The sequence below is a fragment of the Brachybacterium atlanticum genome, from assembly GCF_025669985.1.
Lineage (GTDB): Bacteria > Actinomycetota > Actinomycetes > Actinomycetales > Dermabacteraceae > Brachybacterium > Brachybacterium conglomeratum.
On sequence record NZ_JAKJJW010000015.1, the window covers coordinates 19,915 to 35,099 of the forward strand.

The 15,185-nt window shown below is 74.9% G+C and carries 13 protein-coding genes and 1 pseudogene; 3 read left to right on the forward strand and 11 right to left on the reverse strand.

Annotated features, from left to right (window positions below; genetic code table 11):
- Positions 1 to 19: 19 nt before the first annotated feature.
- Positions 20 to 988 (reverse strand): N-acetylmuramic acid 6-phosphate etherase, encoded by a 969-nt coding sequence (locus L3K22_RS09110; RefSeq protein WP_263311097.1) that lies wholly within the window; start codon positions 986 to 988, stop codon positions 20 to 22.
- Between the two features lie 106 nt (positions 989 to 1,094).
- On the opposite strand from L3K22_RS09110, the gene L3K22_RS09115 reads away from it, so the two are divergent.
- From L3K22_RS09115 to L3K22_RS09125, 3 genes are all read left to right on the forward strand, one after another.
- Positions 1,095 to 2,126, forward strand: coding sequence for an N-acetylglucosamine kinase (locus tag L3K22_RS09115; RefSeq protein WP_263311098.1), 1,032 nt, complete (start codon positions 1,095 to 1,097; stop codon positions 2,124 to 2,126).
- 13 nt (positions 2,127 to 2,139) lie between these two features.
- The gene (locus L3K22_RS09120; RefSeq protein WP_263311099.1) at positions 2,140 to 2,292 is read left to right on the forward strand and encodes a hypothetical protein; all 153 of its coding nucleotides are present in this window, start codon (positions 2,140 to 2,142) and stop codon (positions 2,290 to 2,292) included.
- Between the two features lie 69 nt (positions 2,293 to 2,361).
- Positions 2,362 to 3,789, forward strand: a complete 1,428-nt coding sequence (locus L3K22_RS09125) for a flavin-containing monooxygenase (protein WP_263311100.1) — start codon at positions 2,362 to 2,364, stop codon at positions 3,787 to 3,789.
- 79 nt (positions 3,790 to 3,868) lie between these two features.
- On the opposite strand, the gene L3K22_RS09130 is transcribed toward L3K22_RS09125, so the two are convergent.
- The 10 genes and pseudogenes from L3K22_RS09130 to L3K22_RS09170 form a co-directional block, all read right to left on the reverse strand.
- Complete coding sequence (locus L3K22_RS09130) at positions 3,869 to 5,623, reverse strand: cytochrome c oxidase assembly protein (protein ID WP_263311101.1); 1,755 nt, start codon at positions 5,621 to 5,623, stop codon at positions 3,869 to 3,871.
- A complete protein-coding gene (locus L3K22_RS09135) occupies positions 5,620 to 6,030 on the reverse strand; it encodes a fluoride efflux transporter FluC (RefSeq protein WP_263311102.1) in 411 nt (136 codons plus the stop codon). The genes L3K22_RS09130 and L3K22_RS09135 overlap by 4 nt, the downstream gene beginning before the upstream one ends.
- Positions 6,027 to 6,590 (reverse strand): FluC/FEX family fluoride channel, encoded by a 564-nt coding sequence (locus L3K22_RS09140; protein ID WP_263311103.1) that lies wholly within the window; start codon positions 6,588 to 6,590, stop codon positions 6,027 to 6,029. The genes L3K22_RS09135 and L3K22_RS09140 overlap by 4 nt, the downstream gene beginning before the upstream one ends.
- 34 nt (positions 6,591 to 6,624) lie before the next feature.
- Entirely contained in the window at positions 6,625 to 8,106 is a 1,482-nt protein-coding gene (locus L3K22_RS09145; RefSeq protein ID WP_263311104.1) for a dihydrolipoamide acetyltransferase family protein, read from the reverse strand.
- Between the two features lie 33 nt (positions 8,107 to 8,139).
- On the reverse strand, positions 8,140 to 9,138 hold the full coding sequence (locus tag L3K22_RS09150; RefSeq protein ID WP_263311105.1) for an alpha-ketoacid dehydrogenase subunit beta: 999 nt from the start codon (positions 9,136 to 9,138) through the stop codon (positions 8,140 to 8,142).
- The gene (locus L3K22_RS09155) at positions 9,135 to 10,244 is read right to left on the reverse strand and encodes a thiamine pyrophosphate-dependent dehydrogenase E1 component subunit alpha (protein ID WP_263311156.1); all 1,110 of its coding nucleotides are present in this window, start codon (positions 10,242 to 10,244) and stop codon (positions 9,135 to 9,137) included. Before L3K22_RS09155 ends, L3K22_RS09150 begins: the two co-directional genes overlap by 4 nt.
- Before the next feature lie 226 nt (positions 10,245 to 10,470).
- A complete protein-coding gene (locus L3K22_RS09160) occupies positions 10,471 to 12,051 on the reverse strand; it encodes a glycoside hydrolase family 3 N-terminal domain-containing protein (protein WP_263311106.1) in 1,581 nt (526 codons plus the stop codon).
- Between the two features lie 58 nt (positions 12,052 to 12,109).
- Positions 12,110 to 12,223 (reverse strand): annotated as a pseudogene (locus L3K22_RS16735) (carbohydrate ABC transporter permease); the annotation flags it as partial.
- Positions 12,224 to 12,328: 105 nt separating this feature from the next.
- Positions 12,329 to 13,621, reverse strand: a complete 1,293-nt coding sequence (locus L3K22_RS09165) for a Gfo/Idh/MocA family protein (protein ID WP_263311107.1) — start codon at positions 13,619 to 13,621, stop codon at positions 12,329 to 12,331.
- 121 nt (positions 13,622 to 13,742) lie between these two features.
- Entirely contained in the window at positions 13,743 to 15,077 is a 1,335-nt protein-coding gene (locus L3K22_RS09170) for an MFS transporter (protein WP_263311108.1), read from the reverse strand.
- Between the last annotated feature and the right edge of the window lie 108 nt (positions 15,078 to 15,185).

Consider the following 15,185-nt stretch of genomic DNA (forward strand, 5'->3'; position numbering starts at 1 on the left):
CCCGGCGGCGTCGAGCGAATTACCCGCCGAGCGCCGCGACCGCGGAGCGGATCCCGGCGGGGTCGCCGATCCGGCGGGGGTCCCGGGGGAAGTCCTCGAGCGCGGCGGCCGACGCCCGCGCATCGGTCCCGGACAGCAGCGCGACCAGCGCGACGCGCACGCTGCCGCCCGCGGCCTCGAGCACCCGTGCCGCGTCCTCGGGATCGGCGCCGCTGGCCTGGACGAGCATCCGCACGGTGCGGGCGACGAGCTTCTCGTTGGTGGGGCGCACCTGGATCATCAGGTTGCCGAAGGTGGTCCCGAGCCGGACCATCGTCGCGGTGGAGAGGGCGTTGAGGGTGAGCTTCTGCGCGGTCCCGGCCTTCATGCGGGTGGAGCCGGTGACCACCTCGGGGCCGACGTCGAGGAGGATCTGGTGGTCCGCGAGCGGAGCGAGCGGCGCGGCGGGGTTCGCGGAGATCAGCGCGGTGGGCATCCCCGCGGCGCGGGCGGCCTCGAGCGCACCGGCCACGAAGGGGGTGCGGCCGCTCGCGGCGAGGCCGATCACCACATCGCCCTCGCGGCACTGCTCGCGCACCAGCTGCGCGCCCTGCGCGGCGGAGTCCTCGGCGCCCTCGACCGCGGTGAGGAAGGCGCCGGGCCCGCCCGCGAGATGGGCGGTGACCATCGACTCGTCGGCGTCGAAGGTCGGGGCGAGCTCGACCGCGTCGAGCACCGCGAGCCGGCCCGAGGTCCCGGCCCCGAGGTAGTGGACGGTGCCGCCGTCCGCGATCGCCGCCACGCACGTCTCCACCAGCGCGGCGATCTCGGCGGACCGCGCCTGGACCGCCGCGGCGACGGTCGCGTCCTCGCCGAGGATCACGTCGACCATCCCGCGGGCGTCGAGGGTGTCCAGCTCGGCGCTGGCGGGATTGCGCTCCTCGGTGGGCGAGGCGAGCCCCACCAGGTCGACGTCGAGGCTGCTCGGGTCCCTGCGGGGGTTGCTCACGTGGTCTCCAATGATCGGTGGGCGTCGCACGGGACAGCGTAGGACAGGCGGGGCGGGCCCTACGATGTGGGGACGCTCGACGGGGAACGCTGGAGGAGGGAGCCGTATGCGCCAGCACCTGGTGCTCGCCGGGGATGTCGGGGGGACGCGTTCGCGGCTGGTCGCCGCGTCGGTGGACGGCGGGCTCCTCGCGCAGGCCGAGGGGCCGGGAGCGAACCTCCGCTCCTCGGGACCGGCGGCCTTCGACACGCTCGCGGCCACGATCGCCGAGGTGCTCGAGCAGACGCGGCACGCGCTGCGCACCGCCGACGCGGGCGCCGACGACGACACCTCCGACGGTCCGGCCGGCCCGCTCGCCGACGACCCGGCCGAGGTCGCGGCGGTCGCGCTCGGGATCTCCGGGGCGGGGCCGGCGCGTGCGGCGGAGGTCCGCGCCGCGGTCGGCGAGCGCCTCGGCCCGCTCGGGATCCCCGCCGAGCGCCTCCTGGTCACCGACGACCTGCACACCGCCTTCCTCTCCGGAGGGGTGGGCGACGACGGCCTGCTGGTGCTCGCCGGGACCGGCGCGGTCGCGGTCCGCTTCCGCGACCGCGAGGCGATCGCCCGCCGCGACGGGATGGGCTGGCTGCTGGGCGATGTCGGCTCCGCGGTGTGGCTGGGGCGGCGCACCCTCGAGGCGGTCGCCGCGGACCTCGACGGACGCGGCCCCCGCACCCTGCTGACCGAGGAGGTCGGCGCCGCGCTGGGCCTGGACCTGCGCGAGGGGCTCCGCCCGCCCTCGCCCACCGGCGACCCGCGCCAGGACCTGATCCGCGCGCTCGACGAGCACCTGCCCGCCGGGGCGCCGGCGGCGCTGGGACGCTTCGCGCCGCTGCCCGCCCGGGTGCGGGACGATCCGGTCGCCCGCGGCATCCTCTCCGCCGTGATCGAGCACGTGCTGGACACGGTTCAGGCGCTGGACCCGGAGGCGGTGCTGCCCGTCGTGCTCGCAGGCTCGGTGCTCACCGGTCCGGGCCCGATCCATGACGAGGTGACGGCCTCGCTGCAGGACCGTCGCCGCTCCGTGAGCCCCGCGCCCGACGGGCTGCCGGGTGCGCTGCTGCTCGCACGCGAGCTCGTGGGCCGGATCGCCGGCTGATCTCCACGGCGCGGTGCAGATCCAGGCCTCCGCGGGCGCCGCGGACCTCAGCCCGCTCACGGCCACCGCACGTCGCCTGGTGCGCCACCAGGTGGTCCTCGCCTATGTCATGACGACGATCATCACGACGCTCGGCGTCTCCGCGGTGATCACCGCGGTCGCCTGAACCGCCCCCGCGCGGAGACTAGGATGGCGGGCGTCAGCAGGCCGTCCACCCGGAAGAAGGCTCCTTTCGATGCCCGAGCTCCACGACCAGATCCCCACCCGTGAGAAGGTCCTGATCATCGGCGCCGGCCCCGCCGGCCTCGCCGCCGCGGCGTCGCTGAAGGCGCTCGAGGTGCCCTTCGACATCGTGGACCGCGCCGACCACGTCGGCGGCATCTGGGACCCCGAGCGGGAGGACTCCCCGATCTGGCCGACGATGGAGATGATCTCCTCGCGCGAGCAGACCCAGTACGAGGACCTCCTGCAGCCGGTCTCCTTCCCCGAGTTCCTCACCCCCGCCCATATGGCGAAGTACCTGCGCGCCTACGCCTCCCGCCACGGGATCACCGACCACTTCCGCCCGCGCACCGCCGTGCGCGCCGCACGCCCCTTCGGGGAGGGCGTGTGGGAGGTGGAGCTCTCCACCGGCGAGATCGGGATCTACCGCGCGGTGATCTCCGCGCACGGCATCTCGGAGCGCCCCCACCGCCCTGACTGGGCCGCCGACGTCCCGGGCACCGTGCAGGTCGTGCACTCCTCGGAGTGGACCGGCGCCGACGGTCTCGAGGGCAGGCGGGTGCTGGTCGTCGGCTCGGGCCAGTCCGCCGCGGACATCGCGGTCGACGCCGCCCGTCGCGCGCTCGAGGTGCGCTGGTCGATGCGCACCGGCCACTGGGTGGTGCCGCGCCGCATCGCCGGGATCCCCGGCGACGTCGCCTCCGCGCGCGAGCCCGCGATGCTCGGCGGGCTGAACGCGAGGATCGCGGAGACCGTGGTGCGACGCACCGTCGGCGACCCGGTCGAGGCCGGTCTGCCCCGCCCGGCGCAGCCCCTGCTCGAGGACCGCGTGATCGTCTCCGACGACCTGCTGCAGCGGGTCCGCGAGGGGCGCATCACCCCCGCCGGCGAGGTCCAGGGCGTGGACGCCGAGGGCGTGGTCACGCACGCCCGCGGCCGCGACGCCTTCGGCACCGACATCTACCGCGCGGACCTGATCGTGCTGGCCACCGGCTACGAGACGGCGGCCGACCACCTCCCCGAGGACCTCGTGCCCCGCACCGCGAGCGGCGAGAGCGACCTCTTCCTCGGCGCCTTCGCCCGCGGCCGCGACGACCTCGTGATCCTGGGTCAGCAGCGGGTCTCCGGCGGCGTGCTGCCGCTCCTCGTCGAGCAGGCCGACATCGCCGCCTACATGCTCGCCGCGACCCGTGACGGCGGCACCTCCCCCGCGCTCGAGCAGTTCCGTCGCGTGCGCGGCGGCGCGGAGGCCGCGATCCCGGCCCGTCCCGCACCCGCCTCCGGCGGTCTGCGCGGCCGGCTCGAGACCGCCGTCGGCACCCGCCGCGTCACCCCGCGCGAGGTCCCCTCAAGCGCCGGCGCCCTGGAGGGCCTGGTCCCCGCCGTGGACCGCGAGACCCAGCTCGCGCGGCTCCGTTCGGTGCGCAGCCTCTTCGGCTGAGCGGTCCCCGGGGCCGACGCCCCGCCGCACGCTCCGACGAAGGGGCCCGCGCCGCTGCGCGGGCCCCTTCGTCGTGCGGTCAGCCGCGGCGCCCGCGGTTCCGCAGCGCCGCCCCGCCGGCCACGAGCGCGATGAGCACCACGACGACGAGCACGAGCGTGCCCGCGGACTGCTGATCGGCGAGCGCGTCGGCCCGCCAGGTGCGGCCGGTCGCGCCGAACCAGCTCGCCGCCAGCAGCCTCTCCGTGCTGCGCAGCGCGATCCCCCCGGCAGCGCCCAGCAGCAGCGGGACCGCCGCGACCCAGGCCCGACGCGGCGCGGGCGCGAGCCTCACGGCGAGCGCGATCAGCGCACCGGCGGCGAGAGCCAGCAGCTGCAGCGCGAGATGGGCGGCGTGGCTGTCCAGGGCGGCGCGGAGCAGCGGCGGGCTGATGTAGCAGGCGGCGAGCAGCAGCGGCCCGGCCGCGGCGAGCAGCGCCGCGAGCGGCCAGCGCCCCTCCAGCAGGGTGCGCAGACGCGGCGGGATCGTCATCGCGCAGCCCAGCAGCACCCCGGCGGGCACGAGCAGCAGCACGTGCTGGAGGACGTGGGCGGAGACGAGCACCTTGCCGTACACGTTCAGAGGGCCCGAGGTCAGCAGCACGAGCGCGGCGGCCCCGAGCAGGAGCTGCAGGCTGCGTCCACGCGGACGCGGCGGGGCGCTCGGCCTCCACCACAGCAGCAGCAGGACGCAGGCGAGCGCCGCCCCGAAGGGGTCCGGGCGCCACTGCCCGAGCACGGTGACGAGGTCCGGGGCGGGAGGCAGGGGGTAGCCGGTGAGCGTGCCGGCGGTGCCCGCCGGCGGGGTGCCCTCCTCCGCGGGCGGCGGGGAGGAGCTCATCGCCGCGGCGAGCGCGACGGCGAGCCCCATCAGCGCCAGCTCGAGCAGGGCGAGGCGCCGGTAGGTCCCCAGCGCCCGGCGCCCCTCGGCGTCCGTGCCGAGCCCGGTGGCGAGCTGGCGGCGCTGGAGCGCGCCGAGCAGGCCCAGGAGCAGCAGCACCACGGCCTTGCCGAGCCCGATCTGCACGTACGCGCTGGTGAGGAGCTCCGCGGGGGTGTTCATACGCACCACGAGAGCGAGCACCCCGCTCAGCGCCAGGGCGATCCAGCAGATCAGCGCGAGATGGGAGTAGCCGCGCAGCACGCGCACGTCGTCGCGGCTGCGATCGGTGAGCACCTGCAACACGGCGAGGCCGCCCAGCCAGATCCCCACCGCCAGCAGGTGCACGAGCATCGTGGAGGTGGCGATCTCGTGGGTCTCGTCGCCCGCGGCGTGCCCGGTCATCGCGGCGGAGAAGGCGACGACGGAGGAGAGGACCGCGACGGCGCGGGCGAGAGAGGCGGAGGTGCCGAGCACGGCGACGGTGGTGGTCGCCGCGGCGGCCAGCAGCCCGCACAGGAGCCAGACGCCGAGCTCCGTCGCGAGGAACACCCCGAGGTCGGAGCCGAAGCGCGGCGAGCCGACGGGCTGCCCGGTCGCGATCGCGTACGAGAAGGCGAGGGAGGCGCCGCGGGCGAGGGTGGTGGCCGCGGCGGCGCCCGCGACGATGCCGAGGGCGCGGGTGCGGTCGGCCTCCTCGCGCAGGAGCCAGCCCGCCACCACGGCGCCGCCGAGGGTCAGTGCGGCGGCGAGGTCGGCGAGGGTCGCGGCGACCGGGGCGCCGATCCGGGCGACGGGGCCCGCATCCAGCAGCACGAGGTTGTCGCCGCCGGCGGCGTCGGCCGCGAGCACGGCGAGCAGGCTCAGCACCGCGAGGGCGGGCAGGAGGGCGAGGAGGGTGCGGCGCAGCGTCATGAGGCGATCACCAGTCCCACCCAGAGGGCGCCCATGCCGGTGCCGACGCTGAGCATCAGGTAGGCCAGCGCGATCGAGTAGGCGCCGCGGCGGGCGAGCACGACGATGTCGTGCGCGGCGGTGGAGAGCGTGGAGAGCCCGCCGCAGAAGCCGCCGCCGAGCAGCACGTAGAACACGCCGCCCGCACCGGTGGCGGAGCCGAGCCGCGCCACGACGATGCCGAGCAGGAAGCAGGCCGCGACGTTGACCAGGAAGGTCAGCCAGGGCACGAACCGCTCCCCGTTCTCGATGCCGCGGGCGGCGATCATGCGGGTGCCGGCGGTCTGCACGCCCCAGCGGGCGACCGCCCCGAGGCCGCCGCCCACGCAGACCACGGCCAGGCTGAGGACGAGCTGCAGTGCCGTCATGCCGCCCCTCCGTCCGTCGCCTCGAGCCCCCGGGCGCCGAGGCGGTTGCCCAGCAGCAGGCCGAGGACGACCGCGCCGAGGCACAGCGCGAGGGTCAGCGCGGCGTACAGCAGGGCCAGCAGCGGGAAGTCCGCGCCGATCATCGCCGAGCCCTCGAGCACCACGGTGGACATGGTGGTGAAGCCGCCGCACAGCCCGGTGCCCAGCAGCGGGCGCATCCACGGCCGCCCCTCGCGCACCTCGAGCACGCCGTTGAGCGCGCCGAGCCCGAGGGAGCCCAGCACGTTGACGGTGAGGGTCGTCCACGGCATCTCGACCAGCGTGGGGGTGGTCACGGCGGGGTCGAGCACGGTCAGCAGGAAGCGGAGCATCGCCCCGAGCGCTCCGCCGGCGGCGACGAGCAGGGCGATCCGCCAGCTCGCCGGCGCCGGACGGACCGGGCCCGAGACGAGGGTCTCGGAGTCGGCGACGACCACGTCGCGCAGGGCCGCCATCTCGACGGTGTGCATGCGGGGGTCGTCGCGCCGCGGCGGCGGGGAAGCGGGCGGGCTCGAGGTCACCGCACAAGGGTACTAAGGAGCGATCCCTCGCCTCTCAGCCCCAGACCAGGCCCAGGGAGGGGTCCTCGAGCACGGCGGAGACGTCGCGCAGCAGCTCCGCGCCGAGCGCCCCGTCGATCAGGCGGTGGTCGAAGCTCAGCGAGAGGGTCGCGACCCGGCGCGGCTCGATCCGCCCGTCCACCACCCACGGCTTCTCCTTGATCGCGCCGACGCCGAGGATGGCGGACTCCCCCGGGTTCAGGATCGGGGTGCCGGAGTCGATGTCGAAGACGCCGTAGTTGGTGATGGTGATGGTGCCCTCGCGGGTGTCGCGCAGGGAGGTGCGCCCGGCCCTCGCGGTGCGGGCGAGCTCCCCGATCCCCTCGGCGAGCTCCCGCAGCGTCATCAGGTGCGCGTCCTTCAGGTTCGGGACGATGAGGCCGCGCGGGGTCGCAGCGGCGATGCCGAGGTTGACGTAGTGCTTGTAGACGATCTCCTGGGCGTCCTCGTCCCAGGAGGCGTTGACCTCGGGATTGCGGCGGATCGCGACCAGCAGCGCCTTCGCGATCACGGCCAGGGGGCTGACCTTCACGTCGGCCCATTCGCGCGAGGCGCGCAGCTGGGAGACGATCCGCGTGACGCCGGTCATGTCGATCTCGTTGAACACCGTGACGTGCGGGGCGGTGAAGGCGGAGGCCACCATCGCCTCGGCGGTGCGCTTGCGGACCGAGCGGATCGGGACGCGGGTGGTGCGCTCATCGCTCGTGACGCCGGAGAAGGGCTGGTCACGGGTGGTCTTCATGACGTCGCCGAGGTGCTCGGGCGCCTGCGGGGACTCTTCGGGGAAGTACGCACCGGCGCCGTCGTGAGCGGCGGGCTCCGCGCCGTAGGAGCGCTGCTGGGCGTTGAGCACGTCCTGCCGGGTGACGGTGCCCTCGGGGCCGGTGGCGAGCACGTCGTGCAGCGCGATCCCGAGGTCGCGGGCGAGCTTGCGCACCGGCGGCTTGGCGAGGATCCGGTCGATGGGGACCTGCTGCTCCGCGGCGGGCTGCGCGGGCTGGGCCCGGCGTCGGCGGCGGCGCGTGCCCGTGGCCCACTCCCCGTAGCCGACGAGGTTCTTCGGCTCCTGCGCAGCCGGCGCGCCCTCGCCCTCGCTCGGGGCGACGGGCTGTTCCGCCTGCCCCTGGGCCTGCTCGGCGGCCTGCTCCGTCGCCTGGGCGGAGAGCTCGGCGGCCGACGGGTCCGCCTCTGCCGCCGCGGCGGGGGCCGGGGACGGGACGGCCCCGCCGGTGGTGTCCACGCGCATCAGCGGGGCGCCGACGGGCACCTCCTCGCCGACGGCGACGAGGATCTCGACGACGGTGCCGGCGACGTGGCTGGGCAGCTCGACGGCGCTCTTGGCGGTCTCGACCTCGACGACGGGGTCGTTGATCTCCAGGCGGTCGCCGACGGCGACCTTGATCTCGAGGATCTCGGCCTCGGTGAGGCCCTCGCCGGGATCGGTGAGGGCGATCGTGACGATCGAGGAGGCGTTCATGGTCGTGATCCTTTCACGCGGCGGGCGCGCGGGTCAGTGCTCGAGCAGACGGTCCACGCCGTCCAGCACCCGGTCGAGGTCGGGGAGATAGGCGTGCTCCATGCGGGAGGGCGGATAGGGCAGGTGGTAGCCGCCCACGCGCAGCACCGGCGCCTCGAGGTGGTAGAAGCACTGCTCGGAGATGCGGGCGGCGATCTCGCCGCCGAGCCCGCCGAGCACGGGGGCCTCGTGGACGATCAGCAGGCGCCCGGTGCGTCGCACCGAGTCCGCGATCGTGGGGTAGTCGACGGGGGCGAGGGAGCGGGCGTCGATCACCTCGAGGTCGAGGCCGTCGGCCGCGGCGGCCTCGGCGCTCTCGAGGACGACGGGCATGCTCGGCCCCCAGGCGAGCACCGTCGCGTCGGTGCCGGGGCGCACCACCTGCGCCTGCCAGGGCGAGAGCTCGGGGCGGTGGTCGGGGTCGACGTCGCCCTTGACCCAGTAGCGCCGCTTGGGCTCGAGCATGATCACGGGATCCTCGGACTCGATCGCCTGGCGGGTCATCCAGTACGCGTCCTGCGCGGTGGAGGGGGCGAGGATCCGCAGGCCCGCGGTGTGGGCGAAGAGCGCCTCGGGACTCTCGGAGTGGTGCTCGACCGCGCCGATGCCGCCGCCGTGCGGGATCCGGATCACCATCGGCATGTTCACCCGGCCGGAGGTGCGGTTGTGCATCTTCGCGACCTGGGTGGTGATCTGGTTGAAGGCGGGGAAGACGAATCCGTCGAACTGGATCTCGACGACGGGCCGGTAGCCGCGCACGGCCAGGCCCACGGCGGTGCCGACGATCCCGGCCTCCGCGAGCGGGGTGTCGACCACGCGCTGGGAGCCGAACTCGGCGTGGAGCCCGTCGGTGACGCGGAAGACGCCGCCGAGCACGCCGATGTCCTCGCCCATCAGCAGGACCTTGTCGTCGGCGGTCATCGCGTCACGCAGCCCCGCGGTGATGGCCTTCGCGATCGGGAGGGTCGTGGTGGAAGGGGTGGAGGTGCTCATTCGCTCGTCCCCTCCTCGTCCTCGAACTGGGCGACGTAGGCGAGGTACTCCTCGCGCTCGGCGTCGACGATCGGGTGGGGCTCGGCGTAGGGGTGGTCGAACATGCGCACCGGGTCGGGGTCCTCCATGCCGTGGATGTGGTGGTGGAGCTGCATCGCGAGGTCGTGCGCCTCCTCGTCGCAGCGGGCGACGAAGGCCTCGTCGATCTCGCCGAGCTGCTCGAGGTGGCGGCGCAGGCGCAGGATCGGATCCTTCTCCGCCCATTCCTGCTCCTCCGCGGCCGGCCGGTAGCGGGAGGCGTCGTCGCTGGTGGTGTGCGCGGCCATGCGGTAGGTGAGGGCCTCGACGAAGACCGGCCCCTCCCCCGCGCGGGCCGAGTCCAGGGCGGTGCGCACGGCGCCGAGCACCGCCAGGACGTCGTTGCCGTCCACGCGCACCGAGGGGATGCCCCAGCCGCGGGAGCGCTGGGCGAGGGGGACGCGGGTCTGGACGGAGGTGGGCACGGAGATCGCCCACTGGTTGTTCTGCGTGTAGAAGACGACGGGGGCCTGGAAGGAGGCGGCGAAGGTGAAGGACTCCGAGACCTCCCCCTCGCTCGAGGCGCCGTCGCCGAAGAGGGCGAGGACCGCGGTGTCGGTGGCGCTGTCTCCGGTGCCGACGACGCCGTCGCGCTGCAGCCCCATCGCATAGCCGACCGCGTGCGGGGCCTGGGAGCCGAGCACGATCATGTAGGGGTGGGTGCGCAGCTCGTTGGGGTCCCAGCCGCCGTGGCTGATGCCGCGGAACATCTCCAGCAGGCGCCACGGCTCGATGCCGCGGGCCCAGGCGACGCCGTGCTCGCGATAGGTGGGCACGAGATAGTCCTGCTCGCGGGAGGCGTGGCCGGCCCCGATCTGCGCGGCCTCCTGCCCGAGCGCGCTCGCCCACAGGCCGAGCTGGCCCTGGCGCTGCAGGCTCGTCGCCTCGAGGTCCGCGGCGCGGATCATCACCATGTCGCGGTAGTAGCCGCGCAGCCGCTCGGGGGTGGCGAGCCCCGCCTCCTCGAGCACGGCGTCGAGCTGCTCGTGCGGGGTGCGGGTGCCGTCGGGCCCCAGGAGCTGGACCATCGGCTCCTCGGCCGCGACGTCGGGGATCGTGGATCGGAAGACGCTCACGGGGGCGAGCGTAACCTACGGTGCCGTAAGTTCCAAGGAGCCGTCCGTCACCGCCGCCGGGAGCCCGGTGCGGCGCGGGTGCGGCGCAGCGCCCCCTCCCCCGCCTCCGGCAGCGCGGCGGCGAGCGCGAGGGCGTCGATCGCGTCCGGGCTCGTGCCGGACATCATCCCCAGCGCCTTCATCCTGCTCTCCCGCCGCGGTCCGCGCCGTCGAGGAGCAGGTCCACGGCGGCGCGCATCATGGTGCGGCCGGCGCCGTGGGCGAGGACGATCAGGCGGTGGTCGGGGGCGGCGTCGGGCACCCCGGTGTGGACCACGATCGTGTCCGGCCGAGCGGCGAGCAGGGCGGCCAGGCGGCGTCCCTCCTCGGCGTCGCTGCGGGGCAGACGGGTCACCGCGAGCAGCTGCGCGGTCGGGTCGTCCTGGGCGCGCCGCGCCGGGAGCCGCGGGCCCGCGGGAGGCGCAGACCGCTCCGGGTGCCGATGCTGCTCGGGGCCGTCGAGCTCCGGGGGCTCCGCGGCGTCGATCCCCCGTTCGCGCAGCGCCGCGACCAGTTGCTGGGTGCGGGCTCCGGAGGTGTGCTGGGCCCGGTGGCGAAGGTCGAGCACGACGGCGGGCCGCCCGTCGAGGCGGGCGTGGCCGTGGCGGGAGCTGACCGCGCGGGCGGCCGCCGCGGCCCCGAGTCGTTCGAGACCGGCGAGGGCGTCCTCGATCTCGGGGGCGGGGACGAAGCGGCGCCGGGTGCGCAGACTGCGCAGGCGCTCACGGGTGCGCTCGGCACGCTCGCGGAGCACGACGCGCGGGAGTCGCCCCGTCTCGACCGCGTCGAGGAGCGCATCGTGCGCCTCGCGGAGCATCCGCTCGTCATCCCGGCGCAGGGAGGTGCCCAGGCACAGCAGGTCGGCGCCCGCCTCGATCGCGCGGACGGCCGCCTCCCCACAGCCGGGGTCCTCGGCGACGGCCGCCATGTCGAGCGCGTCGGTGATGACCAGGCCGTGGAAGGTGCCGCCCACTGCGCGGTCCAGCAGCGGCCGCGCCCAGGGCGAGATCGAGGCAGGCCCCTCGCCGAGCGCGGGGACCAGCACGTGCGCGGTCATCACCGAGTCGAGCCACGGTGCAATCCGCCAGGGCGCCAGGTGCTCGCGCTCGAACTCCGCCGGTCCGAGGTCGATCCGCGGGAGCGCGGTGTGCGAGTCGGCGGAGGTCGCGCCGTGGCCGGGGAAGTGCTTCGCGCAGGTGCCGAGCCCGGCGTCGATCAGCCCGGCCGCGAAGGCGCGGGCGTGCAGGGCGACCCGGTTGGGCTCGTCCCCGTAGGCGCGCGTGCCGATCACCGGGTTCGCGGGATCGGTGGACACGTCCAGCACGGGAGCGAGGTCCAGGTCGAGGTCGCAGGCGGCGAGCAGGTCGCCGAGGGCGCGCCCCGCCCGCCGGGTGAGCTCGGGGTCGTCTATCGCGCCGAGCGCCCTGGCCGTCGGCAGGCCGGAGCCGGTCGCGGACTGGAGGCGGGTGACGTCCCCGCCCTCCTCATCGATCGCGACCACGCAGTGCTCGGCCCGGGCGTGGAGCGCGCGGGCGAGGTCGCGGGCGGTCGCGGCGTTGGGGGTGTTGTGCCCGAAGAGGATCACCGAGGCGAGGCCGCCGTCGAGCGCGTGGCCGAGCCAGCCCGGCACGGCGGTGCCGGTGAAGGGGGCCATGAGCACGCCGAGCACGTCGGCGTCGTAGCGGAGCCGGGCGCCGGGGCCGGCGGGGATGCTGGTCACGCCTCAGCCTTTCACGGCGTCGGCGGTCATGCCCTCGGCGAGGGCCCGTCGGACCGGGGCGGAACATGCGCAGACAGGAGGCGCCGTCGAGGCAGGCGGCCTCCTCGAGCTCGCGGGGGACCGCGGCGTGAACGCCCCGAAGCTCCCAGATCGCGAGAGCGAGGGACCTCGCGCCCCGGGCGGTCCGGCACGCCGCAGCGCCCCCGCCGCTCCACGTCTCGGGAACGTCTCGTCGAACGGCCGGGGCGAGCAAGAGGAGCCGGGCGGGACCGGACGGTCAGGCGCCGACGGCCTCGGGGACCACCCCGACCGCAGCGGCGAGCGCCTGCGGGTCCAGCGCCTCCTGGTCCGCGTCGAGGTCGACCACGGGCAGCGGGCAGTCGCCGAGGTCGTGGATCTCGAGCCGCTCGCCGCCGCGGTTCATCGACTGGTGGGCGATGACGCCGGGCAGCGTGTAGCGGGCGGCCTGCCACGCGTTGACCACGGGCTGGTGGCCGCCGACGACGGCGCGGGCGAAGTCGTCGACGAGGAAGTGGTGGGCGCCCTCATGCCCGTTGGGCATGCCCTGGAACTCCCCGGGCAGGCGCTCCTGGTGGTGGGCGCGGGAGGCGCCGGCGACGAAGGCGTCGCGCAGGGTGGGCGAGACGTCCGCGAGCCGCGGGTCGTCCAGGCTCATGGTGCGGTCGGTGCGGATCAGGTCCGTCACCTCGAGCACGTCCTTCTTGTCGTGCCAGTAGGTGACGTCGATGGTCTCCTCGAAGGAGGAGGCCTCGCCGAAGTAGCGGAAGCGGCTCTCGCGCCTGTGGGAGGGGTAGCCCACGCGGCGCAGCTCATTGGTGCGGAAGGCGCCGCCGTTGTCCATCCCGAACAGGGCGAAGGCGTTGGAGACGTCGTTGCCGAACATCGAGACGTCCTTGTCGAAGACCCCGTCGCCGCGGGTGTCTGGCCGTCCCAGCGCCGAGACGGAGACGGCGTGCCGCTCCCCCAGCACGCCGAGGATGCCGCCGATGGAGTGGGTGGGGTAGAGCAGGGGCGGGTAGGAGGCGGTGGACTTCCACTGCTCGCCGCCGGAGTACCTGTAGGCGTCGTAGAAGCCGAGGTCCATGTCGTGGACGTAGTCGCCCTCGGCGTAGAACACCTCGCCGAACGCGCCGGAGCGGTGGATGCGCCGGGCGAGGACGACGGCGGCGTTGTACTGGCTGGTCTCGCCCATCATGTAGACGAGTCCCGTGCGCTGCACCTCCTCGGCGATCTGGCGGATCTCGTCCTCCTCGATGGCCATCGGCACCGCGGAGTAGACGTGCTTGCCGGCGCGCAGGGCGGCCAGGGCATGCTGCCCGTGGGTCCAGCGCTGGGTGAAGATCGCGACCGCGTCGACGTCGGAGGCGAGCAGGTCCTCGAGGGTCTCGAACCGGCCGGCGAAGGCGACCCCGCGCGCCTCGACGGCGTCGATCCGCTCGGCAACGGAGTCGACGGCGTAGAGCGCGTCGATGTCGGGATGGGCGGCGAAGAGCTCCGCGAAGTGGGACCCGAACTGGCCGATCCCGACGATGCCCAGCGTGAACGACATATTTCCTCCTTGAAAGTAAGTGTTGGGAGGAACGCTACGGCACGGCGGGGGCGGCGGCAAGCCCGGCGCGGGGGCGCGGCCGACGAGCCGGCCGGCGTCGGCCCTGCGGCGGCCCCGCGGCTCAGAGGCGGCGCCAGCGGCCGGAGCGCCAGACGTGCCGCCAGGGCGGGACCTCGCGGCCTTGCGCAGCCATGCGACGACGCAGGTTGCGGCGGGTGATCAGCATTCCCGCGACGCCGATCGCGAGCAGCGGGAGCTGAACGGCGAAGGCGAGGCGGAAGGAGGCCAGGTCGTAGTCCCCGTCGGGGCGCAGCAGGTCCAGCACCACGCCGATCAGGAGGATCGCGACGAGGGCGCCGATGAAGCCGCCCATGATCACAGCGCCCGTCGCGGTGCCGAGCCGGTGCCGGGCGAGATCGGTGCGGGGGAAGTCGAAGCCGACGGAGCTCGCGGGGCCGCCGATCGAGAAGCCCGAGACCAGCACGATCAGCAGCCACATCGGGGCGGGGCCCGGCCAGAGCACCAGCGCCAGCAGGGGCACCACGATCGTGGCGACGATCAGCAGCACCAGGGTGGAGCGGCGCAGCGGGTGACGCTGGGTGAGCGCGCCGATCAGCGGGCCGCCGACGATCGCGACGACCACCAGCACGGTCATCACCGCGGAGGCGGCGGGACGGCTGAGCCCCTCCCCGGCGGTGAGATACGGGTAGCCCCACATCATCGAGAACGCGATGCCGGGGAACCCGGCCGTGAAGTGGGTGAAGAAGCCCAGCTGCGTCGAGGGGTGGCGCACGATCCGCCCCAGCACCACGGGGATCCGTCGGAGGTCCTGCTTCACCGTCGGCCGCGACATCCCCGGCGGCGTCGCGCGGACGACGAGCAGCACCAGCACCGCGGCGATCGCGCTGAGCGCCGCGGCGGAGGAGAAGGCGGGCGTCCAGCCGGCCACGCTCAGCACGGCCACGAAGGGGACGGCGGAGAGGATCTGCCCGACCTGGCCGAGGATGCCGGTGAGCTGGGTCAGCAGCGGCACGCGCCCGGGCGGGAACCAGGCCGGGATCAGCCGGATCGCGCTCGCGAAGGTCAGCGCATCGCCCGCGCCGAGCACGATGCGGGCGATCATCGCCACGCCCACGGTCTCGGTCTGGGACATGAGCACCTGGCCGAGCGCCATCAGCACGGCGCCGGAGGTGAGGGTGATGCGGGAGCCGTAGCGGTCCAGCAGCACGCCGGCGGGGATCTGGGCGAGGGCGTAGACGCCGAGCTGGAGCACCACGAAGGTCGACACGATGGTCGCCGAGGCCCCGAAGCGGTCCGCGGCCTCGAGCCCGGCGACGCCCATCGTGGTGCGCTGCAGCACCGCGATCGAGTAGGCCGTCACCGCCGCGATCCAGACCCCGTAGGCGCGGGGGCCGCCGAGGGCGGCGGCGGGGACAGGGACGGCGCGGGCGGTCATGAGGTCCTTCGTGCGATCAGGTGCGGGGCGAGGGCAGTCGGACCGGACGCCTCGGGCGCCCGTCCCGCAGCGGCAGGGGCCCGACCGCTCTCAAGACTATCGGCGGCG